Origin of the sequence: Sphingobacterium sp. LZ7M1, from assembly GCF_024296865.1 — a bacterium.
GTDB lineage: Bacteria > Bacteroidota > Bacteroidia > Sphingobacteriales > Sphingobacteriaceae > Sphingobacterium.
This window is the reverse complement of the sequence record NZ_CP101134.1, coordinates 4,341,153-4,367,109: the sequence shown is the minus strand read 5'-3', so window position 1 is coordinate 4,367,109 and position 25,957 is coordinate 4,341,153. Positions and strand designations below refer to the sequence as shown.

General features: G+C 43.8%; 19 protein-coding genes, 2 tRNA genes and 3 rRNA genes. 13 read left to right on the top strand and 11 right to left on the bottom strand.

From position 1 onward, the window contains the following. Window positions 1-6 precede the first annotated feature (6 nt). On the top strand, window positions 7-858 hold the full coding sequence (locus NMK93_RS18690; RefSeq protein WP_254526919.1) for a tetratricopeptide repeat protein: 852 nt from the start codon (window positions 7-9) through the stop codon (window positions 856-858). A gap of 281 nt (window positions 859-1,139) precedes the next feature. After that, the gene (locus tag NMK93_RS18680; RefSeq protein WP_185212663.1) at window positions 1,140-2,693 is read left to right on the top strand and encodes an Rne/Rng family ribonuclease; all 1,554 of its coding nucleotides are present in this window, start codon (window positions 1,140-1,142) and stop codon (window positions 2,691-2,693) included. A gap of 37 nt (window positions 2,694-2,730) precedes the next feature. Here NMK93_RS18680 and miaA read toward each other — a convergent pair whose 3' ends face one another. Genes miaA through NMK93_RS18665 form a run of 3 tightly spaced genes read right to left on the bottom strand, consistent with a single transcriptional unit; the run spans window position 2,731 to window position 5,635 of the window. After that, the gene (gene miaA / locus NMK93_RS18675) at window positions 2,731-3,663 is read right to left on the bottom strand and encodes a tRNA (adenosine(37)-N6)-dimethylallyltransferase MiaA (RefSeq protein ID WP_254526920.1); all 933 of its coding nucleotides are present in this window, start codon (window positions 3,661-3,663) and stop codon (window positions 2,731-2,733) included. Further along, window positions 3,642-4,814 (bottom strand): Gfo/Idh/MocA family protein, encoded by a 1,173-nt coding sequence (locus tag NMK93_RS18670; protein ID WP_254526921.1) that lies wholly within the window; start codon window positions 4,812-4,814, stop codon window positions 3,642-3,644. The genes miaA and NMK93_RS18670 overlap by 22 nt, the downstream gene beginning before the upstream one ends. A 53-nt stretch (window positions 4,815-4,867) precedes the next feature. After that, complete coding sequence (locus NMK93_RS18665) at window positions 4,868-5,635, bottom strand: hypothetical protein (RefSeq protein ID WP_254526922.1); 768 nt, start codon at window positions 5,633-5,635, stop codon at window positions 4,868-4,870. Window positions 5,636-5,713: 78 nt separating this feature from the next. Between NMK93_RS18665 and def the strand changes: the two genes are divergently transcribed. Then, window positions 5,714-6,301, top strand: a complete 588-nt coding sequence (gene def, locus NMK93_RS18660; protein WP_185212659.1) for a peptide deformylase — start codon at window positions 5,714-5,716, stop codon at window positions 6,299-6,301. A gap of 40 nt (window positions 6,302-6,341) precedes the next feature. On the opposite strand, the gene NMK93_RS18655 is transcribed toward def, so the two are convergent. The 4 genes from NMK93_RS18655 to NMK93_RS18640 all read right to left on the bottom strand — a co-directional run bounded on the left by NMK93_RS18655 (window position 6,342) and on the right by NMK93_RS18640 (window position 10,291). Beyond that, window positions 6,342-7,331 (bottom strand): endo alpha-1,4 polygalactosaminidase, encoded by a 990-nt coding sequence (locus NMK93_RS18655; RefSeq protein WP_254526923.1) that lies wholly within the window; start codon window positions 7,329-7,331, stop codon window positions 6,342-6,344. Between the two features lie 87 nt (window positions 7,332-7,418). Continuing rightward, the gene (locus NMK93_RS18650) at window positions 7,419-8,027 is read right to left on the bottom strand and encodes a trimeric intracellular cation channel family protein (RefSeq protein WP_185212657.1); all 609 of its coding nucleotides are present in this window, start codon (window positions 8,025-8,027) and stop codon (window positions 7,419-7,421) included. 117 nt (window positions 8,028-8,144) lie between these two features. Next, entirely contained in the window at window positions 8,145-9,926 is a 1,782-nt protein-coding gene (locus NMK93_RS18645; RefSeq protein ID WP_254526924.1) for a M56 family metallopeptidase, read from the bottom strand. 2 nt (window positions 9,927-9,928) lie between these two features. Then, window positions 9,929-10,291: a BlaI/MecI/CopY family transcriptional regulator gene (locus tag NMK93_RS18640; RefSeq protein WP_185212655.1), complete on the bottom strand. Its 363-nt coding sequence runs from the start codon at window positions 10,289-10,291 to the stop codon at window positions 9,929-9,931. 205 nt (window positions 10,292-10,496) lie between these two features. On the opposite strand from NMK93_RS18640, the gene NMK93_RS18635 reads away from it, so the two are divergent. From NMK93_RS18635 to NMK93_RS18600, 8 genes are all read left to right on the top strand, one after another. Then, window positions 10,497-11,417 carry an NADP-dependent oxidoreductase gene (locus tag NMK93_RS18635; RefSeq protein ID WP_254526925.1) on the top strand — a complete coding sequence of 307 codons (921 nt, stop codon included), beginning with the start codon at window positions 10,497-10,499 and terminating at the stop codon, window positions 11,415-11,417. Window positions 11,418-11,468: 51 nt separating this feature from the next. Continuing rightward, the gene (locus NMK93_RS18630; RefSeq protein ID WP_185212653.1) at window positions 11,469-11,822 is read left to right on the top strand and encodes a TfoX/Sxy family protein; all 354 of its coding nucleotides are present in this window, start codon (window positions 11,469-11,471) and stop codon (window positions 11,820-11,822) included. An 858-nt stretch (window positions 11,823-12,680) separates the two neighbouring features. Then, a 16S ribosomal RNA gene (locus NMK93_RS18625) occupies window positions 12,681-14,208 on the top strand. A 186-nt stretch (window positions 14,209-14,394) separates the two neighbouring features. Further along, a tRNA-Ile gene (locus NMK93_RS18620) sits at window positions 14,395-14,471 on the top strand. A 6-nt stretch (window positions 14,472-14,477) separates the two neighbouring features. Further along, a tRNA-Ala gene (locus NMK93_RS18615) sits at window positions 14,478-14,551 on the top strand. Window positions 14,552-14,746: 195 nt separating this feature from the next. Next, window positions 14,747-17,631 (top strand): 23S ribosomal RNA (locus NMK93_RS18610). A 98-nt stretch (window positions 17,632-17,729) separates the two neighbouring features. Then, a 5S ribosomal RNA gene (rrf, locus tag NMK93_RS18605) occupies window positions 17,730-17,841 on the top strand. Together the 16S, 23S and 5S rRNA genes with 2 tRNA genes alongside form the textbook arrangement of a ribosomal RNA operon. A gap of 480 nt (window positions 17,842-18,321) precedes the next feature. Next, complete coding sequence (locus NMK93_RS18600; RefSeq protein ID WP_254530238.1) at window positions 18,322-21,000, top strand: c-type cytochrome; 2,679 nt, start codon at window positions 18,322-18,324, stop codon at window positions 20,998-21,000. Window positions 21,001-21,065: 65 nt separating this feature from the next. On the opposite strand, the gene NMK93_RS18595 is transcribed toward NMK93_RS18600, so the two are convergent. Beyond that, window positions 21,066-21,455 (bottom strand): SRPBCC domain-containing protein, encoded by a 390-nt coding sequence (locus NMK93_RS18595; RefSeq protein WP_185213257.1) that lies wholly within the window; start codon window positions 21,453-21,455, stop codon window positions 21,066-21,068. Window positions 21,456-21,514: 59 nt separating this feature from the next. On the opposite strand from NMK93_RS18595, the gene NMK93_RS18590 reads away from it, so the two are divergent. Then, the gene (locus NMK93_RS18590) at window positions 21,515-22,882 is read left to right on the top strand and encodes an RNA methyltransferase (RefSeq protein ID WP_254530241.1); all 1,368 of its coding nucleotides are present in this window, start codon (window positions 21,515-21,517) and stop codon (window positions 22,880-22,882) included. Between the two features lies 1 nt (window position 22,883). On the opposite strand, the gene coaBC is transcribed toward NMK93_RS18590, so the two are convergent. Genes coaBC through NMK93_RS18575 form a run of 3 tightly spaced genes read right to left on the bottom strand, consistent with a single transcriptional unit; the run spans window position 22,884 to window position 25,378 of the window. Next, entirely contained in the window at window positions 22,884-24,086 is a 1,203-nt protein-coding gene (gene coaBC / locus NMK93_RS18585; RefSeq protein ID WP_254530243.1) for a bifunctional phosphopantothenoylcysteine decarboxylase/phosphopantothenate--cysteine ligase CoaBC, read from the bottom strand. Between the two features lie 10 nt (window positions 24,087-24,096). Next, window positions 24,097-24,423 carry a DNA-directed RNA polymerase subunit omega gene (locus tag NMK93_RS18580; protein WP_094257467.1) on the bottom strand — a complete coding sequence of 109 codons (327 nt, stop codon included), beginning with the start codon at window positions 24,421-24,423 and terminating at the stop codon, window positions 24,097-24,099. Window positions 24,424-24,451: 28 nt separating this feature from the next. After that, on the bottom strand, window positions 24,452-25,378 hold the full coding sequence (locus tag NMK93_RS18575; RefSeq protein WP_185213253.1) for an outer membrane protein assembly factor BamD: 927 nt from the start codon (window positions 25,376-25,378) through the stop codon (window positions 24,452-24,454). 264 nt (window positions 25,379-25,642) lie between these two features. Between NMK93_RS18575 and NMK93_RS18570 the strand changes: the two genes are divergently transcribed. Beyond that, window positions 25,643-25,918 carry a NifU family protein gene (locus tag NMK93_RS18570; RefSeq protein ID WP_093099647.1) on the top strand — a complete coding sequence of 92 codons (276 nt, stop codon included), beginning with the start codon at window positions 25,643-25,645 and terminating at the stop codon, window positions 25,916-25,918. The last annotated feature ends 39 nt before the right edge of the window (window positions 25,919-25,957 follow it).

The window sequence follows — 25,957 nt, the reverse complement described above, 5'->3', positions numbered from 1 at the left end:
ATTTTCATGAAAAACACCAAGCAAATCCAGATCATCGTTGTAGCAGCAGTAGTCCTTGTTATTGGATTCCTATTGTTTAAACCTGTGAAGGGCTTGGTAGATGAAGAAGAAAAAAATGCAGCAGCTACAACTTCTCAAGCTGAAGCTGCTGCATCTCAGTTTAATCTGAGTTCTGTATCTGAAGCGGCTAAGCGTGGATTGAACCCAGCTATTGTCAATGAAATCACAGATCTAGAGGCAAAAGCCAATAAAGCAGAAGGTTCCGAACGCGTGAAAATCTACCAGCAACTTGCTGATAAATGGAACGACGTGGAAAAACCTGCTCCTCAAGCTTATATCTATGAGGAAATGGCTAAGATTGACCCTAAATTTGAGTTCTACTTGAAATCTGGAGACAATTTCCGTAAAGGATATACTAATCTTCAAGATACCGTCCTAGCAAGTGCCTTAAACCAGAAAGCTATTGAAGTTTATCAAAAAGCTGTAAATTTAAACGGCTCGAGCTTAGATGCAAAAACAGGATTAGGGGCAGCAATGGTTACTGGAACCAACAACCCGATGGCTGGTATTGCTATCTTGAGAGAAGTTGTTCAAGCTGATCCAAAAAACCTGGAGGCTAACAAAACCTTAGGTTTGTTCTCATTACAGTCTCGTCAATTCGACCGAGCAATCGATCGTTTCAAAATTGTAATTGAACAAAAACCTGATGCCGAAGCATATTTTTATTTGGCAACAGGCTATGAAAATATAGGGATGAAGAACGAAGCTATTGCTGCTTTCCAAAAGAGCAAAGAACTGGCTGCCGATCCTAGTCTCTCCCAGTTCATCGATCGCAGGATTGAAGAACTAAGTAAGTAATTAACAATTTTTTTTAAAATCATTTAAAAACATTAAAGCTATGCCAAGCGGAAAAAAAAGAAAAAGACACAAAATGGCTACTCACAAACGTAAAAAACGTTTAAGAAAAAATAGACACAAGAAAAAATAGTTATAGGGCATTAGCCTTATAAATCATGTGATACAATCTATGATCGATTATCCATCATCATAGATTGTTTTTTTTCATTAAACGGTTTTATGTTTAACCGGACAACATTCGTTGTGGAGCGAGTCCACAACTGTCCTTAATTAAGTAGCTGTTGGTAAAGGAATTAATTATCGATTCAGTCCCCGATAAGGGGGTGACTATTGCTTTACTACAGGACAAACAACTAGTTGAACTAAACAGGGAACAAGCTGGCAATCATTATGCCGTGGGTGATATTTACTTAGGGAGAGTAAAGAAAATCATGCCCGGACTGAATGCCGCATTCGTAGATGTAGGCTACGAAAAAGACGCTTTCCTGCATTACCTCGACTTAGGGCCTCAAGTACAATCCTTGATCAAATTAACAAGGGTAGTAAAGAATGGCAGTTATCAAGAGAAACTGCTCAATAGTTTGAAGCTTGAAAAGGACATTGACAAGGCTGGAAAAATATCTGATGTTTTAAGCCGTAACATGTTATTGCCAGTACAGATAGCGAAAGAACCTATCTCGACTAAAGGACCAAGGTTAAGTTCCGACTTATCCATCGCTGGTCGATTCGTCGTCCTGGTACCATTTTCAAGTTCGGTTTCCATTTCCAAAAAGATCAAAGGCAGTGCCGAGAGAAATAGACTCAAGAAAATTGTAGAGAGCATTAAACCTGCAAATTTCGGCGTCATTATCCGTACGGTATCCGAAGGTAAGGGAGTTGATGAACTCCAAAAAGACCTTCTTGACCTGATCTCCAAATGGGAATTGTTTACCAAACGCCTTAAAACAGCTGAACCCCCTCAGAAAGTACTGGGTGAGTTGGACAGAGCGTCCACCATCCTGCGTGATATCCTCACCGATGAATTTACTCATATCTATGTTAATGATAATGAAATCTACGAGGAAGTAAAATCATATATTCAAGAGATCTCTCCGGATCTGGAAAAGATAGTCAAATTCTATAAAGGAAAAGAACCTATCTTCGACCATTTCGGAGTAGAAAAGCAAATTAAGGCGTCGTTTGGCAAAACTGTAAACCTGCAAGGTGGTGCCTACCTGGTGATTGAACACACCGAAGCACTCCACGTCATCGACGTCAATAGCGGAAACAGGATTGCCAACAAAGAAAATCAAGAAGATAACGCGCTCCTTGTAAACAAGGAAGCAGCAAAAGAAATTGCCCGTCAGCTTAGGCTGAGGGATATGGGTGGCATCGTCGTCATCGATTTTATCGATATGCACAAAGCCTCCAACCGGAAAGAACTGTATGGTTTCTTGAAGGAATGTATGGCCAGCGACAGAGCACGTCATACCATTCTCCCTCCTAGTAAATTCGGATTAGTCCAGATCACTAGGCAAAGAGTCAGACCTGAAATGAGCATTGTGACCAATGAAAAGTGTCCTGCTTGTGACGGAACCGGCGAAATTAGATCCAGTATCGTTTTATTGGATGATATTGAAAACAATTTGAGTTTTATTCTTCAGGAACAGAACGAAGTCGGGGTTACCCTTTGTGTACACCCTTATATCGCTGCCTACATCAAATCTGGTTTTATCTCCAGAAGAATGAAATGGTTTCTAAAATATTGGAAATGGATTAAAGTGAAGGAAATGAGCTCATATCATTTGACCGAATTCCACTTCTTTAACTCCAAAGACGAAGAAATAAAATTGTAAAAAAAGCTGGTTGCATTCCGCAACCAGCTTTTTTACTTTATAACAGGTCTATCCAATGGATCTTCAGTCCATCTTTCTCCATTTTCCTAAAGTAGGTCATCTGCCGCTTCGCAAACCGATGGATCTCTGTCCTTAGCTTTTCCTTGAATTCCTCCATGGTCAATTCGCCCTGCAAATGCAAAGAAGCATATTTATACTCCAGTCCAAACCATTGCAATTGTTCATGGCTGATCCCTTGGGCCAATAGTCCTTCAACTTCAGCCAACAAACCTTCCTCCATCCTGGTTTCCAGGCGTTGGTCTATCCTTGCTCTCCTTGTTTCTCGATCGGGCGATAGCCCTAGGATCAAAAAATCCTTAACGGTATTAACTTCCACTTCCGGCTTAGGATGGTCTTTCAGGTAGATCAATATTTCCAGGGCCCTGACCAATCGCTTATGGCTGTTCCAGTCTATATTGAAATCTTCAGGAATGCTATATTCCTTTATCCTCGCTATGAGGGTCTCTTTTGGCAATAAGGAAAGCTCATTTTGCAGGTCCTTATCCTTAGGGATCTGACTATAGGGCTGCTCTTGCAATAAACTCTGTATATATGAACCGGTACCTCCACAAAGGATGGGAAGTTTTTTTCGACTTCGGATTTCTACAAATGCTTGTTGAAAGGCCTCCCTGAACAAATCCACATTATAATGCTCATGTGGATCAACAATATCGATAAGATGGTAGGGGATATCTTGGTATTCGATCAGGTCCTTTCCCGTACCGATGTCCAACTGCCTGTAAACTTGCCTGGAATCGGCAGAAATGATCTCTCCGTTCATGGCTTGGGCTAGTTTGACTGCCAATTTGGTCTTTCCGGAGGCCGTAGGCCCTAAAATGATCAAAAGAAAATCAGGCGAAAGAAACTCTTCCGCCTGATGTATAGATTCAATAAGTTCTTGAATATGGGTTATATCACGAACTTGGTCCATTTTTCATTACTTGCGTTGCTAGCTACAACGGTATCAATAAATGCCATACCGCGAACTCCATCGTTTACATTCGGGAAATCCAATTGCTCCGGAGTAGGGGTTTTACCGTCCTTTTTAGCCGCTACAGTTGCGGCAAAATTACGGTAGATATTGGCAAACGATTCCAATAATCCCTCAGGGTGACCCGCTGGAATTCTAGTGTTATGAGTTGCAAATGAACTCAAGGTAAATGGTGCTGCATAGGCATTTCCAGTACGGTAATACTGTCTCGGCTGATCCAACATTTTCACGATCAGGTTGTTAGGGTCTTCATTTGCCCATTCAAAACCACCTTTTTCGCCATAAATTCGCATTCTTACTGCATTTTCCTCTCCAGCGCAGATCTGCGAAGCCGTCAACACCCCTTTAGCACCTTCGGTGAAGTGCAACAATACTGAACCGTCATCATCCAATTGGCGGCCTTCGACAAATGAAGTCAAATCAGCACAAACCTCCGTGATCCTAAGTCCAGTCACATATTCAGCCAAGTGGGCTACGTGTGTACCGATATCACCCATGGCCAAAGATTTTCCAGAACGTTTCGGGTCTGTACGCCATGCTGCGCCAGCATTTCCTTCGCGCTCCGTCAAACGGCTTAACCAGCCTTGAGGGTATTCAACCAATACTTTGCGGATCTTGCCAAAGTGACCATCTTTAACCATAGCCTTAGCCTGTTTTACCATTGGGTAGCCAGAATAAGTATGCGTCAAACATAGTGTACGGCCTGTACGTTCCACAATCGCCTGCAATTCCAATGCTTCTTCTAGGTTTAAGGTCATAGGTTTTTCAACTACAACATCAAAACCATTTTCCAAAGCAAGCTTTGCTGGTTCAAAGTGCAAAAAGTTCGGTGTTACGATCGTCACGAAGTCCATGCGCTCTCCTTCTGGAAGCTGTGATTCCTTCTCGATCATTTCTTGGTACGTCAAATAGACTCTTTCTTCAGGAACAAATAAGTCCTCGCCCGATTGTAAAGAAATCTCTCTATTTATACTGAATGTACCACATACTAATTCTATTTTGCCATCCATAAAGGCAGCAATTCGGTGTACAGCTCCTATAAAGGCATCGTTTCCACCACCGACCATGCCCATGCGAAGTTTTCGTTTCATAAGGAATAAATTTCGATTGATTAAGCAATAAATATAATAAAATAAAGCTGTTTTTAAACAGCCAATACTAATTTAATGCTTCCTGAATTCTGGGATAGATAACCATTGGGATGGTTCTCAGCCATTTCCAACAACTGCTCCTCACTTTCTATCAGATGCTGCTGCTGCTCGGCAATCCAAAATCTCGCACCTTCTCGGGATCCCATTTCCTGGAATCCAATGGTCTTGAGCGATGAGTCCTGGGACCAATCCTTGTCCACATAGGTCATAATATCGCCTGGATGGAAATCCTTGATAAAGGCTTGGATCAATTTGGAGAGCCCCCCGATAATGAGCTGGTCAGATTTATGGCAAAAACGTAACAGTTCAAACGAACGATAATCTTCTGGTTTGTCCTTCATCCGGCGTCCGCCGCTAAAGACCGCTATGGAAACCAACTCACCTTCGTAGAAAAGACCGTATCTATATTTGCCCGGCAAGGGCACCTGCAAATGATGCTCCTCCAGAAAGGACATACTTTGGTTTTTGTCCAATCGCGCAACCACGGTCGACCGTGCGTGTAGCTTTTTGGCCTTTCCGGCCAGTACTTTCAGTCTGTGCTGTATTTTGGAATCCTCCTGCTCCAACTGTCCCAATGAAATCAGGATATATTTCTTCATCGAAGTGCTCGGTATTTCCATAAACTTTTTGTAGACATAAATGTCAAAGGATAGGGAAGGGCAGATGAGTTTCGAATAATGTTCCAGCTCTTCCTGATGTGCATCAGGATCTAACTCCTGTTGAATATAGCCTAGTAGCTTGTTGGTAGCTGGATTTTCCATCTTGCAAAAATAAGGCAAATCATTCAATATGCTAGCTGTGCTAAATTATTAATACCTTTGTACCGTAAACAATAACAGATGAAATTACCAATAGTAGCATATGGAGATCCGGTTTTGCGTCAGAGAACGGAAGAGATCGATGAGGATTATCCAGAATTAAAACAATTGATAGATAATATGTTTGAAACCATGTATGCAGCAAATGGTGTAGGCCTTGCAGCTCCGCAAATTGGTTTGCCCATCCGATTGTTTGTCATTGATGCCACTCCTTTTGGCGAAGATGATGAAGACGGACCGGGTGACCCAACGGCAAAGGATTTTAAACGTGTTTTCATCAACCCCATCCTGGTGGAAGAAAGTGGTGAGAAATGGCCATTCTCTGAAGGATGTTTAAGTATTCCGCATATCAATGAGGAAGTATTGAGAAAGAAAGACGTTGTCATCAATTATTTAGATGAAAACTTTGAAGAACAGGAAGAGGAGTTGACTGGTTTGGCTGCCCGTGTTGTTCAGCATGAATATGATCATATCGAAGGAAAACTATTTATCGACAAACTGGGGCCTTTGAAAAAAGCCATGTTAAAGGGTAAATTAGATTCTATTTCAAAAGGACAGATAAGAGTTTCTTACAAAATGTCCTTTCCGCAAATGAAAAAGAAAAGATAAAAGAAAAGCCAGATCCAGATCTGGCTTTTCTTTTAATAGGTTATTGCAGGTCCTCAAAATAGTGAAAGGCATCGATGATATCCAGGTATGCCCCATCAAATCCAGCATCCAATATATTTCTCAGATAGCTCTTATCATTTCCATAGATGATGGACTGCCATTCCTTATCCCAATATTTCACCTTAAAATTCCCCTTCCAGTCCGGGTTTTCTGCAACGATCCAACTTGGCCGGTTCTTTTGCCAAGAGGCATTCCAATAAGGTCGGTAATCTTCTGCTTCCCCAATGGACATATAGGAGATCAATAAGCGACTCCCGCCGTTTGCCTTTTCCCTGAGCTCTGCAATTTCCTGATTATTGAATTTCTGTCCATCCGTAAAGTACAGATCCATGATCAGTACATCATAGTTGGTTGCCGTTACGGCCTGAATAAACGCTTGCTTGGAAGTAAAACCATTCGGATTGATGAGATAGAGGAAGTTTTTGGCTTCTGAAAGATTTTTGATGTTCAGTTTGTTCTCCTCCTGTACAGCGATTTTTGGGATAATATTTAATTCCCGTTCTGTTGCCGCAAAGGAAATAAAGCCATTTTCCCGGTTCCAAGAATAGGAATTGCTGATGTTTTTAGCTGTAGAGCAATAATCGCTGACCAAAATGCTGTTGCCAGCTTGTTTTGAGATATTTAAATATTTGATCAGCCTATTGGTTTCCGCCGGATCAGTTGCCCGGTCATCTTGGTCATAACCAAAGAATAGATCTTCTTGTCCATTGCCGTCAATCGCCGCAAGGTAATCATTGGCCGCAGGTCCAGTAGGCTCTCCGCTTTGGGAGACCAATTCAATTCCATTCTGCGGTATGATCAAAAATTCAGGCCTCGATTGTTTCGCATATTTACTCAGCCCCATCACAAAATTTCGCATCTCCTGTCTAAAATCTTGATCAGGTTCCGGCGTAAAGCCTTCGTCTTTTGTGCAAGAAGTCAATAGACCTAAACCCAAAAAGATAACTAGCAATGGTTTCTTTATGTTCATGAATGATTATTTATTCGGTATTTGAATTAAACGGAATAAATAATGATTTAATATAAATGGACTAAAAATATAGCTTTTCTTAACAAATTAATTTATGGGCCGAACCGTTGGTAAGGATAGATTGTAACGAACCGAAAGGAAACGGATGCCGAACACGACCGTTGCGCTGATAAAGGCGTTCAAATTTTGGTGTAGCGGGACAAAGGTGAGCAGCACATAGGTTATGGCGCCCGCCAAGCAGGCCGAAGCATATATCTCCTTCCTCAATATCAGCGGGGTGACATTCATCAGCACGTCACGGATCACTCCGCCCATACAGGCTGAAAACATCCCCAGCATCACCGCTGCCATCGCACTGCTCTCATAGGCCAAAGATTTTTCAACCCCTACCACCGTAAAGAAACCGATCCCTAAAGCGTCAAATAGGAACAAAGTGCGGGCAAAACTGTCCAGATGTTTGTTGAACAGAATGGAAATAAAGACCCCTACAAAGATGGCAATGAGATAATTTCCATCTTCTACCCAGACTGGCCGGATATTCAGGAAGACATCGCGCAACGAACCGCCCCCAATTGCTGTAACAAAGCCCATAAAGGTGGCACCAAAAATATCGATCCCATATCGGTTTGCGGCCATTGCACCTGAAATGGCAAATACCATGGTCCCCAATAAATCAATGTAATAAATCAATTCCATTCCATTCCGTTTACATCCGTCTGCAATAATACATAAAATATGAAATTCTCTAAATTAAATAAAAAAAGGCCTCGAGCGAGGCCTATTAAACTAAACAACGAAACAATGATTTCTATATTAAATTTTGGAAAGTCCTTTTTTAGCTTTCAACTCCTCGAGTTCTTTCTGGTATTTTTTGTTGATCTCTTTGAATTCTTCTGAATCCTGCAGCTCTTTCCACTGTTTGGTTTTTTCTTTCCATTCATGGCTGTTGAAATACTCTTGGATCTTTTTGCCGTCCTCCTGTAATTTTTGAATCTGTCCTTTCCATTCAGCTGAATTGAAATGGTCTTTCAACTTGGCAGATTCCTTTTCTATGTTGGCCATCTGTCTCTTCCAATCCTCACTTTCAAAGTATTTCGAAACATTGGCAGACTCTTTTTGAATGCTTTCCATCTGTTTTTTCCACTCCGGAGAATTGAAATATTCATTCACTTTGCTGGATTCCTTTTCGATATTGGCCATCTGTCTCTTCCATTCTGGGGAATTGAAATGTTCCTTTACCTTGGCAGATTCCTTTTCAATTTTAGCCATCTGCTGTTTCCACTCTGGGCTTTCAAAATAGGCACTTACCTTTTTACTTTGCTCTTCAATATTTTTTACCTGGGCTTTCCATTCCGGTGAACTGTAATATTCTTGGATCTTTTTGCCCTGTTCCTGTACAGACCTGATGGTATTGCGGACATCTAAAGGCAGTTCATTGGTGTCCCGGATCACGTTCCCTTGATAGACCAACTCCGATTTTACCTTGGCTGGTACAACTGGTTTCTGTGCCGGTTGCGGGCTTAGCGGTTTTACCGTATCGATGATCACATCAGTCGATTGATCGGTCCAACTCCAATCATCCTTTATTTCCTCTGCCTTTGCCTCATTCGTTGGGATAACCAACGCTAAGGTTAGTATAGCTAAACCGCTAAGCAATACAGCCAATAATTGCGGCCTTACGTTTTTATAATTAGTTTCCATTTTGGTGATTCTTTTAATTCGGATCAATAAATGATTTTTGTTCCCGGTAGCTGCCAAGGTTAAACTTGGATTCATGCTCATGCGCAACTCTTCCAACTCAACCAATGCCTGGGCATAGGAAATAGGGGTGGATACATGTTCTACGACCATGTCATCACATGCATGTTCCCTTTCTCTTTCCAGTACTTTGGATAGGGCCCAGATAAATGGATTGAAGAACATGACCGTTTCAATACCGACCTTCAATAGGTTGAACAGATAATCCTGTCGTTTTACATGGGCCAGTTCGTGCAATAGGATAGCTTCCACCTGTGCCAGCTCCATTTTATTGGCATAAGCAATGGGGAAAAGGATAAACGGTCTCAGATGACCCAAGGTTATCGGTACGCTGATCTTATTGGAAAGATAGATTCCAACGGACTGTCTGATATCAAGTTTCTTTTTTGCTTGGTAATATAGGTTAGTCCATGATTCCGGAATGGAGTCCAGACCTTTATATTTTAACCTCTTCAATTGGATCAAGCTATTGGTCAGCAAAATTAATTGAACAATGAATCCAAAAATGTATCCAGCCACGACATAAGGTAATAGACTTTCTAATCTAAAGCCATCCTGTTGTATGTTGGCCAAAATGTTTTTCAGGTCTTCCGGATTTAAGGTCCTTAGGTCGATGAATTGACTGCTGTTTTGGAAGAAGTAGATAAAAGTCGCAATAAAGCTGATAAATATAGATACCTGAGTGCCTAATGCTGCGTTATGTTTCGCTTTGGCACTGATGTTTGATTTTGAAAGTGTATATATACTATATATAATATACCAAATTGCTGCTTGCCATATAGAATGCAGAATGCTCCAGCCTAATGCATTGCCTATATTGAGTGTTAGATTTTCCATGGCTAGTTTTGTTCAAGTTTCTTTAAAAATGCTTTGATTTCGTCAAGCTCTTCTTTGCTGGCCCTTTCATTTCCCAGTGCCTGCATGACAAGTCTTGCAGTCGATCCATTGTAAACCGAATCGATCATCCTGTCCAACATCTTTTCCTGGATTTCCTCCTTCACCAATTTCGCTTTGTATAGATGGGTCTTTGAACTGGTGTCTCGAGTCACCATCCCTTTGTCGTGCATGATCTGCATCAATTTCAGGATTGTTGTATAGCCCACATCTTTTTTGTCCAAGGTTTCAAATACGTCCCTTACACTGCTTTGCCCCTTGTTCCAAAGGACTTGCAATATTTCCATTTCGCTTTCTGTTGGTTTCATACGATGATTGTTAGTATCTACGAATGTTTTCGTATTCAAATGTACGAAGCGTTTCGTATAATCCAAATATTTTAAGAAATATTTAACATTTAAATATCATAATTAATTGATAGCTAGCCTTTAAAATTCGTTTTCATCTGGTTTTTTAAATCAAAAATGTTAAATTGAAAACAATAGTCGCCATCCTTTTATCTTATTTAATGATATGAAAGCTATAGTATATAATGAATTCGGAAGCTTATCCAAAGGGGAGTACAGCGATGTAGCTGCTCCGGAATTAAAATCGGGCACCCTGAAAATTAAAGTAAGCTTTGCTGGGGTAATTCCTTTCGACCTCAAAGTCCTTGACAAAACCATCCCCATGCCGCAGCTAAAATTTCCCTTTATCCCCGGCGCGGAGTTCGCCGGAGAGGTTGTGGATCTGGCTGATGACCTCAATGGATGGGAGAAGGGCGACTTGGTCTGTGGTAATCCTAAGAAATATGGCGGAGCATTTGCCGAGGAGTTTGTGGTCAAGGCCGACGAGATATGTATTGTGCCTACTGGAATGTCGATGTCCTTGGCAGCTGCCTGTCCCGTTTCGGCTCTCGCCGCTTGGCATGGGTTGTTCGATGCCGGCAAATTAGTTGCGGATCAAAAAGTACTGATCGTAGGTGCTTCTGGAAATGTCGGCTCCTTCGCCGTACAGTTTGCCAAACAGAAAAACGCAACCGTCTATGCGGTCGGCTCTTCCCGGTATAAGTTTGATGTACTCGACCTGGGCGCTGATCATTACCTGGATTATAAGGATGAAGGTTACCTTAATGACCTACCTGCCTTTGATCTGGTCCTCGATATGGTTGGCGGGAAAGATCAGGAGAAATTGATTCCCTTATTAAAGAAGAATGCAACGATCGTTAGCCTAGTTCAGGAACCAGATGCCGCCTTGGTTAAGGAATATCAGGTCCATGCGCACATGCTGAATTCAGGACCTAATCCAAAGGAACTTGAAAGGATACTGGAACAGGTCAGTAAAGGTATTATCAAGGTAAAGGGTATTGAGGAATATTCCCTTCAAGCTGCCGTTCAGGCTTTCGAGGCAATGAATGATAATAAAAGTAATGCTAAATACCTGCTGAAATGCTAAGGAAGGATGAATTGGTTCTTTGCATGACAGCTTTACCCTTATATAATATATATGGCATACGATGAAAGATTAGCTGACTCGGTCCGGGCATATCTTGCTGAACACACCTCATTAGAAGTTGAAGAGAAGGCAATGTTCGGTGGAATTGCTTTTTTAGTCGATGGCAAAATGTGCATCAATGTGGGTGATGACCAATTGATGTGCCGTTTCGACCCCCAAAAAACAGAAGAGTATAACAAAAGACGTGGCGTGCAGCCGATGGTCATGCGCGGTAAGCTGCTCGATGGTTATTGTTACGTTGATCCAGAAGGCTATAAAAACAAAGAAGATTTTGAGTTCTGGCTGAATACCTGCCTAGATTATAATCCCCTGGCCAAAGTCTCGAAAAAGAGGAAGGCCAAATAAACCTGTACTCCGTACCTATATCATGGATTGATTTGAGGTGTTTTTTTGGAGGTTTCCTTCGGGACTCGTTCGGGGCATGTTCGGGAATGGTCCGGAGAGAACAGGTAAACCGGCCGGAGCGTACCCGAGGGCGCACAGGGGATTTGGTCGCTTGCTTTGCGAATTTTCGGAATGTGGGTCGAATGAGGTCAGGTGGAAAGGGGAGGGTGTTGGACCGGGATCAAGGGGATGGGAGGATGGGCCAAGACCATGGAATGGCCCGGGAAGCCTCCCGGTTGCCCCCTTTTGGCGGTATTTCCCCGTCTTTTCGAAAAATTATCTGGCAATGCTACAGCGAGTTAGCTGGCGGCGGTAAAAATACTTTGGCCTCCCCCTTGGAAGTGAACGTATTTTGTCCCTATCTTTGCACCACTCCGCAAGGGAGGGACGGCCCCACGGCCACAGAAACACGGGAAGGAAAAGGGAAGCAGAGCTGCACGATTGCAGGCCATGCCGACCACCGAAAAAAGGGCCGCGAAAATTATTTTAAAAAAGATTTTGCGGTTTCGAAAAAGGTTCCTACCTTTGCAGTCCCAACCAAGGGAAACAGCGAGGGACGCGATGTCCGGAGCGAAAGAAATGACAGATTGCGACCTTCCGATGCGGAAGGGAAACAACATAAAAAAGCCGAAGCGAGATGCCCAGGCGCGATAAGTTCTTTAAATGATCATGTAGCGCAGCGACCCGTACGAGAGTACGGTAGCTGAACAAGAAAAGATTTAAGAAATCAATTTATTCAGGTATCCCGGAGCGGGAGGAAAACATTTAACAAGACAACAATTCTATTTTATAAATAGTCTTGGTCTTACACTTCATTTTACAATGGAGAGTTTGATCCTGGCTCAGGATGAACGCTAGCGGCAGGCCTAATACATGCAAGTCGGACGGGATCCATCGGTAGCTTGCTACCGATGGTGAGAGTGGCGCACGGGTGCGTAACGCGTGAGCAACCTGCCCATATCAGGGGGATAGCCCGGAGAAATCCGGATTAACACCGCATGACACTGCAACCCGGCATCGGGAGGCAGTTAAATATTCATAGGATATGGATGGGCTCGCGTGACATTAGCTAGTTGGTGGGGTAACGGCCCACCAAGGCGACGATGTCTAGGGGCTCTGAGAGGAGAATCCCCCACACTGGTACTGAGACACGGACCAGACTCCTACGGGAGGCAGCAGTAAGGAATATTGGTCAATGGGGGCAACCCTGAACCAGCCATGCCGCGTGCAGGACGACTGCCCTATGGGTTGTAAACTGCTTTTGTTAGGGAATAAACCCCACTACGTGTAGTGGGCTGAATGTACCTAAAGAATAAGGATCGGCTAACTCCGTGCCAGCAGCCGCGGTAATACGGAGGATCCGAGCGTTATCCGGATTTATTGGGTTTAAAGGGTGCGTAGGCGGCACTTTAAGTCAGGGGTGAAAGACGGCAGCTCAACTGTCGCAGTGCCCTTGATACTGAAGTGCTTGAATGCGGTTGAAGACGGCGGAATGAGACAAGTAGCGGTGAAATGCATAGATATGTCTCAGAACACCGATTGCGAAGGCAGCTGTCTAAGCCGTTATTGACGCTGATGCACGAAAGCGTGGGGATCGAACAGGATTAGATACCCTGGTAGTCCACGCCCTAAACGATGATGACTCGATGTTTGCGATATACCGTAAGCGTCCAAGCGAAAGCGTTAAGTCATCCACCTGGGGAGTACGCCCGCAAGGGTGAAACTCAAAGGAATTGACGGGGGCCCGCACAAGCGGAGGAGCATGTGGTTTAATTCGATGATACGCGAGGAACCTTACCCGGGCTTGAAAGTTACTGAAGGATGCAGAGACGCATCCGTCCCTCGGGACAGGAAACTAGGTGCTGCATGGCTGTCGTCAGCTCGTGCCGTGAGGTGTTGGGTTAAGTCCCGCAACGAGCGCAACCCCTATGTTTAGTTGCCAGCACGTCAAGGTGGGGACTCTAAACAGACTGCCTGCGCAAGCAGAGAGGAAGGCGGGGACGACGTCAAGTCATCATGGCCCTTACGTCCGGGGCTACACACGTGCTACAATGGATGGTACAGCGGGCAGCTACACAGCAATGTGATGCCAATCTCGAAAAGCCATTCACAGTTCGGATCGGGGTCTGCAACTCGACCCCGTGAAGTTGGATTCGCTAGTAATCGCGTATCAGCAATGACGCGGTGAATACGTTCCCGGGCCTTGTACACACCGCCCGTCAAGCCATGAAAGCTGGGGGTACCTAAAGCATGTAACCGCAAGGAGCGTGTTAGGGTAAAACCGGTAATTGGGGCTAAGTCGTAACAAGGTAGCCGTACCGGAAGGTGCGGCTGGAATACCTCCTTTCTAGAGCCCGCTCCGGGGGAGCTGCGCCACATACATGATCTATACAGAAAAAAAGACATTCAGAAGAAAGTGCCCACCCTGTGGGGAGTATTTAGTAGTGAGTATTTAGTATCTAGAACCTAGATAGTGACGATCTGCAAAAAGCTTCCGACAAACGGTGACACCGAGAGATGAGAGAGATAAGCTAGTCCCGTAGCTCAGTTGGTTAGAGCACTACACTGATAATGTAGGGGTCAGCAGTTCAAATCTGCTCGGGACTACCATCACACGGGGGATTAGCTCAGCTGGCTAGAGCACCTGCCTTGCACGCAGGGGGTCAACGGTTCGAATCCGTTATTCTCCACGTTTCTGAGCGCAGTGTAAAGGAAATGTACGGCCGTCACGGTCTAGATACTAAGTACTTAATACTAACTGCTCGGATAAAGAGTTCTTTGACATATTGGAAGAAAAGAGATTAACAAGAGAAGACAACAGAGGCTCCATGCGCAAGCATGGGACCAAAAGCAACCTACCACTTAGCAAAAGGGGTGGTAGCGTGAAGAAAGTAAACAAGGGCACACGGGGGATGCCTAGGCTCTCAGAGGCGATGAAGGACGTGATAAGCTGCGATAAGCCACGGGGATCGGCAAATGCGAATCGATCCGTGGATTTCCGAATGGGGCAACCCGGCATGTTGAAGACATGCCATCAATTGAGGCGAACGCGCTGAACTGAAACATCTAAGTAGGCGTAGGAGGAGAAAATAACAATGATTTCCCAAGTAGTGGCGAGCGAACGGGAAAGAGCCCAAACCGGTCATGTCACGGCATGGCCGGGGTTGTAGGACCACGATATTGTACTGTGCTATGAACTGGAAGCAGGTGGGAAACTGCGCGATAAGGGTGAGAGCCCCGTACAGGCAAAGAATACAGGCATAGTGGTATCCTGAGTACCGCGGGACCGGAGAAATCCTGTGGGAATCCGCCAGCACCATCTGGCAAGGCTAAATACTCCTGAGAGACCGATAGTGGACCAGTACCGTGAGGGAAAGGTGAAAAGAACCCCGAACAGGGGAGTGAAAAGAACCTGAAACCGTGTGCTTACAAGCGGTCGGAGCGGAGCGATTCCGTGACGGCGTGCCTTTTGCATAATGAGCCTACGAGTTACTCTTGTCCGGCAAGGTTAATGGCTTAAGGCCAGGAGCCGAAGCGAAAGCGAGTCTGAACAGGGCGCACAGTCGGACGAGGTAGACGCGAAACCTTGTGATCTACCCTTGGGCAGGTTGAAGGTGCGGTAACACGTACTGGAGGACCGAACCGATAAACGTTGAAAAGTTTCCGGATGACCTGAGGGTAGGGGTGAAAGGCCAATCAAACTGGGAAATAGCTCGTACTCCCCGAAATGTTTTTAGGAACAGCGTCGGCATGGAGTCTAGCAGAGGTAGAGCTACCGATTGGGTGCGGGGGAGTCAAATCCTACCAAATCCAGACGAACTCCGAATGCTGCTAGATATGGCCGGCAGTGAGGCTTTGGGTGCTAAGGTCCAAGGCCGAGAGGGAAAGAACCCAGACCATCAGCTAAGGTCCCCAAATCCGTTCTAAGTTGAACTAACGAGGTCCGGTTGCCCAGACAGCTAGGATGTTGGCTTGGAAGCAGCCATTCATTTAAAGAGTGCGTAACAGCTCACTAGTCGAGCGGCCGGGCGTGGATAATAAACGGGCATCAAGAACGGTACCGAAGCTATGGATTGCAATTTATTGCACTGGTAGGGGAGCATTCCATCGGGGGCGAATCCGCAGGGCGACCTGTGGTGGACCTGATGGAAAAGCAAATGTAGGCATAAGTAACGATAAGGCGGGTGAGAAACCCGCCCACCGAAAGACCAAGGTTTCCTGATCAACGCTAATCGGATCAGGGTCAGTCGGGACCTAAGGCGCATCCGAAGGGAGGCAGCCGATGGCCAACGGGTTAATATTCCCGTACTGTTGATGACTGCGATGTGGTGACGGAGTAGTGACACTGCCGCGAACTGACGGAATAGTTCGTTGAAGGGCAAAGGTATTGGACCGGTAGGCAAATCCGCCGGTACAGCCGAAGCCCGATAGTACAGCAAACCCTCGGGGGCGCTGATAGCGCAGGTAAGCAGACTTCCAAGAAAACCCGCTAAGCTCCAGGTCATCAAGACCCGTACCGCAAACCGACACAGGTGGTCGAGGAGAGGATCCTAAGGTGCTCGAGTGAATCATGGCTAAGGAACTCGGCAAAATGGCCCTGTAACTTCGGGAGAAGGGGCGCTTCCTCCAGCGATGGAGAAGCCGCAGTGAAAAGGCCCAGGCGACTGTTTAGCAAAAACATATGGCTTTGCGAAATCGAAAGATGAGGTATAAGGCCTGACACCTGCCCGGTGCTGGAAGGTTAAGAGGGGATGTCATCCGCAAGGAGAAGCATTGAATCGAAGCCCCAGTAAACGGCGGCCGTAACTATAACGGTCCTAAGGTAGCGAAATTCCTTGTCGGGTAAGTTCCGACCTGCACGAATGGTGTAACGATCTGGGCGCTGTCTCAGCCATGAGCTCGGTGAAATTGTGGTATCGGTGAAGACGCCGGTTACCCGCAACGGGACGGAAAGACCCCATGAACCTTCACTATAGCTTAACATTGAAATTGGGTACAGGATGTGTAGGATAGGCGGGAGTAGTCGAAGCGGTTTCGCCAGGAATCGCGGATACGCCCTTGAAATACCGCCCTTTCTGTATTCGGTTTCTAATCCCGATAAATCGGGAGACATTGTTTGGTGGGTAGTTTGACTGGGGTGGTCGCCTCCAAAAAGGTAACGGAGGCTTTCAAAGGTAAGCTCAGTACGCTTGGTAACCGTACGTGGAGTGCAATGGCATAAGCTTGCTTGACTGTGAGACCTACAAGTCGACCAGGGTCGAAAGACGGACATAGTGATCCGGTGGTTCTGTATGGAAGGGCCATCGCTCAAAGGATAAAAGGTACTCTGGGGATAACAGGCTGATCTCCCCCAAGAGCTCATATCGACGGGGAGGTTTGGCACCTCGATGTCGGCTCGTCACATCCTGGGGCTGGAGAAGGTCCCAAGGGTTGGGCTGTTCGCCCATTAAAGTGGCACGCGAGCTGGGTTCAGAACGTCGCGAGACAGTTCGGTCCCTATCTGTTGTGGGCGCTGGAAGTTTGAGTGGATCTGACCTTAGTACGAGAGGACCGGGTTGGACGGACCGCTGGTGAACCTGTTATGCCGCCAGGTGTACGGCAGGGTAGCTACGTCCGGGATAGATAAGCGCTGAAAGCATCTAAGTGCGAAACTAGCCACGAGATGAGACTTCCTCACAAGGGTCGTCGGAGATTACGACGTCGATAGGCCACAGGTGTAAAGGTTGAGAGACCAAAGCCGAGTGGTACTAATAGCCCGAAGCTTTCCAATGCGGATAGACCTGTTGTCCTCTCTCTTTTTCTGATCTTTTCTTCCAATAACATGTCAATGTACCGTCCCCTAGATGAGGGGCATGTACAAAAAGGTATTCAGGTGCCTATATCGGCGGTGTCCACCTCTTCCCATTCCGAACAGAGAAGTTAAGCCCGCCAGAGCCGATGGTATTGCCGTAACAGGTGGGAGAGTAGGTCGGTGCCTAATTTTATACGGGAGCCCGCTGTCAGCAGACAGCGGGCTTTCTGTTTTTAGGGGCAATTGGTAATAAGGTATGCCGGTAGGGACGCGGATCCGTTCCGTCGCCATATTGTCCATCCTGCTCCTGGAATATCCTCCCATCCCATTAATCCTGGTTCTTCCCGATGATCTTGGCCCATCCTCTCATCCATTTAATCCTGGTTCAAACCCAACCCATCCTTTCCATCCCACCCTTTTCCAAACAATATCAAGCAACAGATAGTTAAAATCGAATTAGTTCATTTGAAATATTATTCGCATTTTTATTCTAGTATAATTTTAACCAAATGTGAATTGTGAAATAGAAAAAAGCTTATTTAAGCTCTAGTGCCAGTTAACTTTATTAAAATCTTACTTAAACCAGCGTATTAATGGGATCTTGTTTTCCGGGATTGGGAACCAAACCGGTTATTCGCTATTCCAATCAATCTATATTTATCATCGAGAATGAAAAGAACATTTAATTTATTTTTTCTCCTTCCATTAATGTTGGGGTTCCCCAATTTTAATGAGAACTCAGAACTATCTCAAACTAAAAACAATTTCACTAATCAGTACGGTATCCGAATGGGACAGGATACTTTAAAAACCATGTCTGGTGCTCCATCCGATCTGATCATGACCGAATTTACCGGTCCAGATCTTACACCTTCGCCTGCCTGCCTAGCAGTTGCCCCTACTGGAGAAGTCTATGTAGGTGTGGATATGATCGGATCTCTGGGTAAGGATATGGGCAAAGGCTTTATCCGTCGATTTGTGGATTCGGATAATAACGGCAGCATGGATAAGCATACAGATTTCGCCCGCGTGGATAACCCAAGGGGAATCTTTGTCCTAGGCGATCAAGTATTTGTCCTGCACACGACATTTGATTCCAAATCAGGGATTGCAACAGGTATGGACCTTGTGGTATTTGAAGACAAGGATAAAGATGGTGTTGCAGATGGAGACCCTAAGGTATTGATCAATGGCTTAAGTAATGCCAAGTATATTCAAGAACGTGGTACGGACCATGCAACAAATGGGATTAGAATGGGAATCGATGGCTGGATCTATATCGCAGTTGGAGATTTTGGGTTCCATAATGCTACGGGTGCAGATGGCAAGAAATTGACCAATCTAGGCGGTGGTGTTTTGAGGGTCCGTCCTGATGGTACCGAAATGGAACTATATACACATGGCCTGCGCAATATTTATGATGTTGCAATCGATCCATTTATGAATATCTTCACCAGGGATAATACCAATGATGGTGGGGGCTGGGATATCCGTTTTTCCCATCAGATCCAATCTGGTGAATATGGTTATCCTTTATTGTTCCAAAACTTTACAGAAGAGATCATTCCGGCATTGGCCATGTTGGGTGGTGGTTCAGGAACAGGATCCTTATACATGGATGAGGATACTTGGCCAGAAAAATATAATAAGGTGCCAATGATGGCAGATTGGGGAAGGAACTTCCTTTATATGCATCATGTGACTCCGGATGGCCCTAGCTTCAAACAGAAAGAAGAAGAATTCATCAAGTTGCCACAGATTACGGATGTGGATGTAGATGGTTCAGGTAGATTATACCTATCTGCATGGGATGGTGCGGGCTATTCAGGTAATCCTGATAAAGGTTATATCGTTCGTGTTGTACCTCAAGGTTGGACTTACAAAGCCTTTCCAGAAATCAAGAATGCTTCTGTAGCTGAATTGAAGGAACTGTTGAAGTCTGGAAGTTCTACGATTAGGTTATATGCTTCCCAAGAATTGGTAGCAAGAGCATCTGATGAAGCTGCTACTGCAGCATTGGAGACTGCTCAAGACAAGAATTTGCCATTGAGCAGCCGAGTGGCTGGTATTTATACTTATGCACAGGTAGCTAAAGGAAAAGGCGTTACAGCTTTGCTAGACCTTGCTAAGGAAGCAACCGTTAGGGAATTTGCATACCGTGCCTTGACAGACCGTTTGTCTACAGTGGACCAAGTGCCTACAGATCCTTTTGTTGAAGGGTTGAAAGATCCATCGGTTAGGGTTCAGGCCGTTTCTGCTGTTTCATTAGGTAGATTGGGTCGACCAGAAGTGGCCAATTCATTGCTACAAGTGGCTGTACCAGCATCGTTCATTGCTCCTGCAAAAGGAAAGGAAGGTCCTCATGATGTTCCTAACTCAGCAATTATTCTCCCTCATTTGGCCGTAAAAGCATTGGTTCGCTTGAATGCCGTAAATCCTGCCGTAGGATTTTTGAGCACAGAGAGTCCTGATCTGGCATTATGGGCATTGCGCTATATGCATGATCCAAGAGCCGTAGAAGGATTGATCGCTGCATATGGAAAAACAAAGGATCAAAAATTAAAGGATAAAATCCTGGTTACCCTTGCCAGGTTGTATAAAAAAGAAGCGGATTATGATGCTTCTTGGTGGTGGGGAACCCGTCCGGATTCGCATGGTCCATATTATAAAGCCGTTGATTGGGCATCATCACCGGTTATCGAAAAATTCCTGGTTGCTGAGGGAGCAAAAAGCAGTAGTTCCAAAAAACAGTATTTTGCTGACCTAAATGAAAAATTCAGGATGGAGATTGCTGCATTTGATATTGTAGAACCTAAGGCAATTGCTGAAAAACAGCCTACAGAGAAGAAAGTTGACCTAGAGAAAATCAAGAACCAAAAAGGACAGGTAGGTAAAACTTCTATCGAAGAGGTAATGATAGCACTACGTAAAGTAAAGGGAGATCCTACGAAAGGTAAAGCTTTGTTTAACAAACAAGGTTGCCATGCTTGTCACAGTGTCAATAAAGGCGAGGCTATGAAGGGACCATTTATGGGACAGATCGGTGGTATCATGAACCGTGAGCAGATTGCCGAATCGATCTTGAGACCTAATGCATCAATTTCCCAAGGATTCTCCACTGTCTTGGTAACGACTAAGGACAAGAAGAATTTCATGGGTTTTGTGACCCAGGAGACTGCAAGCAAGCTTGTACTGAGAGATATTGCCGGGAATGTGAATACCATCAACAAAAGCAATGTGGCAAGTAGAAAAGAAATGCCGAATTCTATGATGCCGGCCGGTTTGGCAAATTCATTGACTTTGGAAGAGTTTGCATCGCTGGTATCTTTCTTAGAAAAACAGAAATAAAAGCTTAATAAATAACAAAATAAAAGCCATGTCAAAGGACATGGCTTTTATTTTTTTGAAGGGTCTTAATCTTCTTCTTCGTCATAAAATTCCATCAATGATGAAATATAGGGATCATCCCATCCATCGACGATATCATCATAGGCCTCGTCAGGAATGTTGCTTTGCCTTACTTCTAATGAAGTACCCTTTTTATGTTCATGGAGTTTCAGGGTCACGATGGAAGGTTCTTCCTGCTCTCCGAAATACCATTCCTGGACAATTTTGCTGAACGGTTCCAATTCCAGGAACTTTCCTTGAATGGCTCCATCCCACATGGAGAATTCTCCATTGGGCACTGGGTCGATTTCTACAAGGTCGCCAGTCCATAATCTGATGGTTATTTCAGTCGTCAATGCTCTGTAAAGTTCCTCAGGTGTAGCAGGTATGATATAATATTTTTTAAATTCTTTCATTCTAAATATTAAAGGAAAAAAATAATTCCTGTAAATTTACATAGATTTATTAGCATAATATGAGTAATATTCTCCCGAATTCCTTAATAAAAAGATTAGGTATAAATCCATTTTTTGACGAAGACGCCTTTAAAGCCGCACATGAAAGCGGGGAAAAACTCACCTCCATACGCTTAAATCCTAAAAAACCCACAGAATTAGACTTTGAACTTGCCGACCGGATCCCCTGGTGTGAAAATGGGTATTATCTGAATGAACGTCCAAAATTTACCTTGGACCCCTTATTTCATGCGGGCTGTTATTATGTGCAGGAAGCATCATCTATGTTTGTCAGTCATATCTTGAAGGAACTAAAACTTCGGGAAAGGGACATCAAGGCCTTAGATCTATGTGCAGCACCAGGAGGGAAATCTACCTTGGTCAATGATCAGATCAGTCCCAATAGCTTATTGGTAGCAAATGAAATCATAAAGAGTAGATCCGTCATCCTACAGGAAAACCTGATACGTTGGGGGTTCCCAAATGTTGTGGTGACCAATAACGATCCTTCAGCTTTCAGAAGGTTGCCAGGGTTCTTCGATCTAATGCTGGTGGATGCCCCTTGTTCGGGTTCAGGCATGTTTCGAAAAGATGAAGATAGTATTGATGAATGGTCAGAAGCGAATGTAAAGCTCTGCAGGGAGAGGCAACAAAGGATTTTATCTGAAGTTGTATCTTGTTTGAGCAGCAATGGCTATTTACTGTATTCTACCTGTTCTTATTCTTCTGAGGAAAATGAAGATATTTTGGATTGGCTGATCGAAGAATATAACCTTGCTAGCATAGAAGTTCCGGTTGATCCTGATTGGGGAATAGAACTGACCAAATCTGAAAAACATAAGGCCACTGGCTATCGTTTTTATCCGCATAAAACTAAGGGAGAAGGATTTTTCATTGGCATCCTGCAAGTAAAGCATATCCAGCCTACATTCTCGACCAAGAAGATGAAAATGGAGAAATCTCCAGTTCCTAAAGACTGCCTAGTTGGATGGATTGAAAATGACAAGGACTTTTCCACATTAATGCACAATGAAAATGTCCACATTTTTCCGAAAGACTTGGAAGCCAGCTTAAAGGCTTTACAACAGGTCCTTTACCTCAAAAATGCAGGAACAATGGTAGGAAAGTGGATAGGAAAGGAGCTTGTTCCATCCCATGATCTGGCATTGAGTGTTTTTAGAGATAAAAATCTGTCTTCAGTGGAGCTCTCTTTATTAGATGCTCAGGATTTCCTAAGAAAGGAACAGTTGGACATTGAATTGTTCAATGGGGTGAAAAAAGGCTGGTGCTTGATTAATTATGAGGGGGTTTCTTTAGGCTGGGTAAAGGTTTTGGGAAATCGTATCAATAATTACTACCCAAGGGAAGTTAGGATAGCAAATCTATAACTTATAGATTTTGATGGGCTAAGATCAAAGCACAAATATCCTTTGCCACTTCCTCCTTGCTTTTTAGATCAAATGAAAGTATCTCTTCTTTTTTATTGATGACCGTGATTTTATTGGTGTCGTGTGCAAAACCGGCACCCTTATCCTGCATGGAATTGAGTACTATAAAATCTAGGTTTTTTCTCTTCAGCTTGCCAATTGCATTTTCCAACTCATTGTTTGTCTCTAGTGCAAATCCAACCAGCGTCTGCTTTTCTGTCTTTTTTGCTCCAAGGCTAGCTAAGATATCCGTTGTTTTTTTAAGGGATATGCTGAAGTCTTCGGCTTTTTTCTTGATTTTCTGATCGGCAACTTCGGTAGGGGTATAGTCCGCAACGGCTGCGCTCATGACCGTGATGTCGGCTTGATCAAAGTATTTGCTGCATGCATCAAACATCTCTGCTGCAGACTGAATATTGACCCTTTTTACGCCCTCTGGCGTGCTCAAAGCTGTTGGACCACTGACTAGGGTCACTTCAGCGCCAAGGCTGCTGAGTTCCTTCGCAATGGCATAACCCATCTTTCCGCTGGAATGATTGCCAATGAAACGAACTGGATCGATAGCTTCATAGGTTGGTCCTGCTGAAACCAGGGCTTTCTTTCCAGAAAGCGGTTTATCGGATTCGAAATAGTCTTGGATAAACTGGAAGATTTCTTCCGGTTCTGCCAGTCTACCTTCACCTACCAGTCCGCTGGCCAGATCTCCTTTTCCCGGAGGGATGATCACATTTCCGTAGGATTGGAGCAGATGGATGTTGTTTTTGACAGATGGGTGTATCCACATGTCCAAATCCATTGCCGGAGCTAAGAAAACCTTGCTTTTTGCAGAAAGATAGACTGCTTGAAGAAGATTGTCGCAGATACCTTGGGCACATTTTGCCAAAGTATTTGCAGTAGCTGGAGCAATTAAAATGAGGTCTGCCGATTCGGCAATATGGACATGGTTATTCCATTCCCCTGTTTTTTGGTCGTAATATTCAACGAAAACGGGGTTATTGGAAAGGGTAGAAAGAGTAAGTGGAGTAATGAATTGAGTAGCTTCCTGGGTCATGATAACCTGAACGGAGGCTTCTGCTTTTCTCAGTAATCTTACCAATGTTGCAATCTTATAAGCGGCGATGCTGCCGCTTATACCAATTACAATATGTTTGTCTCTTAAAGACATGGTAAATAGCTTACTCTTGTTCTTTAGATGGGTTTCTGAAATATACTTTCTCGTGTAAAAACTCGTCGATAGCTACTAAAGTTGGTTTTGGCAATCTTTCGTAGTGCTTAGAGATTTCAATTTGCTCACGGTTTTCAAACACTTCCTCTAAATTATCATTGCTGCTAGCAAACTCTGACAATTTTTGGTTTAACTCCTCTTTCATATCTACAGCGATTTGATTAGCACGCTTGCTGATAACAACGATAGATTCGTAAAGGTTATCAGTAGTTTGGTCTAACTCTCTTAAATCGCGAGTTACTGTTGAATTTGGAACGGTATTTTTATTCTGATTCATATATAAATAAAAATGGATGTACTAAAGATTATTGTTGATTGTTATTCTCGGTCTCGATTGGAACACCATTTGGTGTTGCAATACCTAAGTCTTCTTCACGTTGTTTCCTCATTTTTTCGTCATTAGCCATGATCTTCAGGGCAGAGGCAATCTTTCTGTCCGCACTTCCGCGAAGGCCGTTCAACTCATTGTTGTACTTGCTCTCAGGGTAATGCTCCATAAAGCTGTCGTAATAATCAATCATCTGATTGAATCTTTCCTCTTGACGGTGAGGGTAGGAGTTATCGGCAAAAAGATATTGTGATTTTACCAATAGATATTCGATATCTTCTGCGTGCTTGGTGTCTGGATATATTTTTAATACATTTTCCAATGCGATCACAGCTGCACGGTAATCATCTGGCAATCCCATATTGAAATACAATTTGGCATTGTCAAAAGCTTTCTTCTCTAATTTGTCACGAAGGTTTTGGATCAAATCACCAGCCTCTTTTGCTCGTTCCGACTCAGGGTACAGGTTCACAAAGAGTTGAAGTTGGTCAATCGCCTTACGTGTATTGTCTTGATCTAAATTTGATCGTGGAGAATCTAAATAATAACAGTATGCAGACATAAACCGACATTCCTCAGCTCTAGGGCTGTTTGGATAATTATCTGCAAAGTTTTTAAAGTGAAATCTTGCTGAGATATAATCTTTAAGACGATAGGCAGCAAAAGCAGTGTAATAGTTTAGATCTTCAGCATCAGCTGTGCCACGGTATTTGGCCAACAGATCTTGAAATAAGGTCAAAGCTTTAGAGTACTTCTCTTTTTCGTAGTACTTTACAGCTTCTTGATACTTCATTTGTACGTTATTGCTTGCGCGTAGTTTTTCGAATTTACTCTTACAACTACCCAAGCCCAATAAAAGAAACAAGCCGACAATTAGGCTAAATACATGATTCTTTAAAAACATCCCACAAAGATACGTGAATTAATACTAATTTTCAATTATTTAATGATACGCGAAAATACTTGATTTCAATAAGGTAATTCTTGGATGAACCTGGTTTTAACAATCTTTAACTTAAAGTGCCTCATTTTGCTGAGATTGAAGGTCTTGAGGCTAATATTAGGGTTTTTTGTTAAGTCAAATGAATGTTGAATTAGCATCGGGCATGTCACAAATAATTAAAATAATAACTATATTTACGTTTAATATATTTTATCAGGATTTAAAATGACCTTATTTGAAAGAGTAGAGCAAGCATTGGATTCCATCAGACCTTATTTACAGACTGATGGGGGTAACGTTTCTATTGAAGAAATTACGCCAGACAACGTTGTGAAGCTTAAATTGTTGGGGACTTGCGCAAATTGTTCAATGAGTATCATGACTTTTAAAGCAGGTTTAGAACAAGCGATTAAAAAGGCCGTTCCGGAGATTGTTGCTGTGGAAGCAATCAATATCACGGATATGGATGATCCCAATGCGATAAACCCCAACCAATTGTAATAAAAATATTAGATGCTGTTAACACTATTTAACAGCGTC

What these genes read in the sequence shown, in the direction of transcription:
- NMK93_RS18690 (WP_254526919.1), top strand. Translation starts at nt 7, where the DNA reads ATGAAAAACACCAAGCAAATCCAGATCATCGTTGTAGCAGCAGTAGTC.
- miaA (WP_254526920.1), bottom strand. Translation starts at nt 3,663, where the DNA reads ATGGACCAAGTTCGTGATATAACCCATATTCAAGAACTTATTGAATCT.
- NMK93_RS18670 (WP_254526921.1), bottom strand. Translation starts at nt 4,814, where the DNA reads ATGAAACGAAAACTTCGCATGGGCATGGTCGGTGGTGGAAACGATGCC.
- NMK93_RS18665 (WP_254526922.1), bottom strand. Translation starts at nt 5,635, where the DNA reads ATGGAAAATCCAGCTACCAACAAGCTACTAGGCTATATTCAACAGGAG.
- def (WP_185212659.1), top strand. Translation starts at nt 5,714, where the DNA reads ATGAAATTACCAATAGTAGCATATGGAGATCCGGTTTTGCGTCAGAGA.
- NMK93_RS18655 (WP_254526923.1), bottom strand. Translation starts at nt 7,331, where the DNA reads ATGAACATAAAGAAACCATTGCTAGTTATCTTTTTGGGTTTAGGTCTA.
- NMK93_RS18650 (WP_185212657.1), bottom strand. Translation starts at nt 8,027, where the DNA reads ATGGAATTGATTTATTACATTGATTTATTGGGGACCATGGTATTTGCC.
- NMK93_RS18645 (WP_254526924.1), bottom strand. Translation starts at nt 9,926, where the DNA reads ATGGAAAATCTAACACTCAATATAGGCAATGCATTAGGCTGGAGCATT.
- NMK93_RS18640 (WP_185212655.1), bottom strand. Translation starts at nt 10,291, where the DNA reads ATGAAACCAACAGAAAGCGAAATGGAAATATTGCAAGTCCTTTGGAAC.
- NMK93_RS18635 (WP_254526925.1), top strand. Translation starts at nt 10,497, where the DNA reads ATGAAAGCTATAGTATATAATGAATTCGGAAGCTTATCCAAAGGGGAG.
- NMK93_RS18630 (WP_185212653.1), top strand. Translation starts at nt 11,469, where the DNA reads ATGGCATACGATGAAAGATTAGCTGACTCGGTCCGGGCATATCTTGCT.
- NMK93_RS18600 (WP_254530238.1), top strand. Translation starts at nt 18,322, where the DNA reads ATGAAAAGAACATTTAATTTATTTTTTCTCCTTCCATTAATGTTGGGG.
- NMK93_RS18595 (WP_185213257.1), bottom strand. Translation starts at nt 21,455, where the DNA reads ATGAAAGAATTTAAAAAATATTATATCATACCTGCTACACCTGAGGAA.
- NMK93_RS18590 (WP_254530241.1), top strand. Translation starts at nt 21,515, where the DNA reads ATGAGTAATATTCTCCCGAATTCCTTAATAAAAAGATTAGGTATAAAT.
- coaBC (WP_254530243.1), bottom strand. Translation starts at nt 24,086, where the DNA reads ATGTCTTTAAGAGACAAACATATTGTAATTGGTATAAGCGGCAGCATC.
- NMK93_RS18580 (WP_094257467.1), bottom strand. Translation starts at nt 24,423, where the DNA reads ATGAATCAGAATAAAAATACCGTTCCAAATTCAACAGTAACTCGCGAT.
- NMK93_RS18575 (WP_185213253.1), bottom strand. Translation starts at nt 25,378, where the DNA reads ATGTTTTTAAAGAATCATGTATTTAGCCTAATTGTCGGCTTGTTTCTT.
- NMK93_RS18570 (WP_093099647.1), top strand. Translation starts at nt 25,643, where the DNA reads ATGACCTTATTTGAAAGAGTAGAGCAAGCATTGGATTCCATCAGACCT.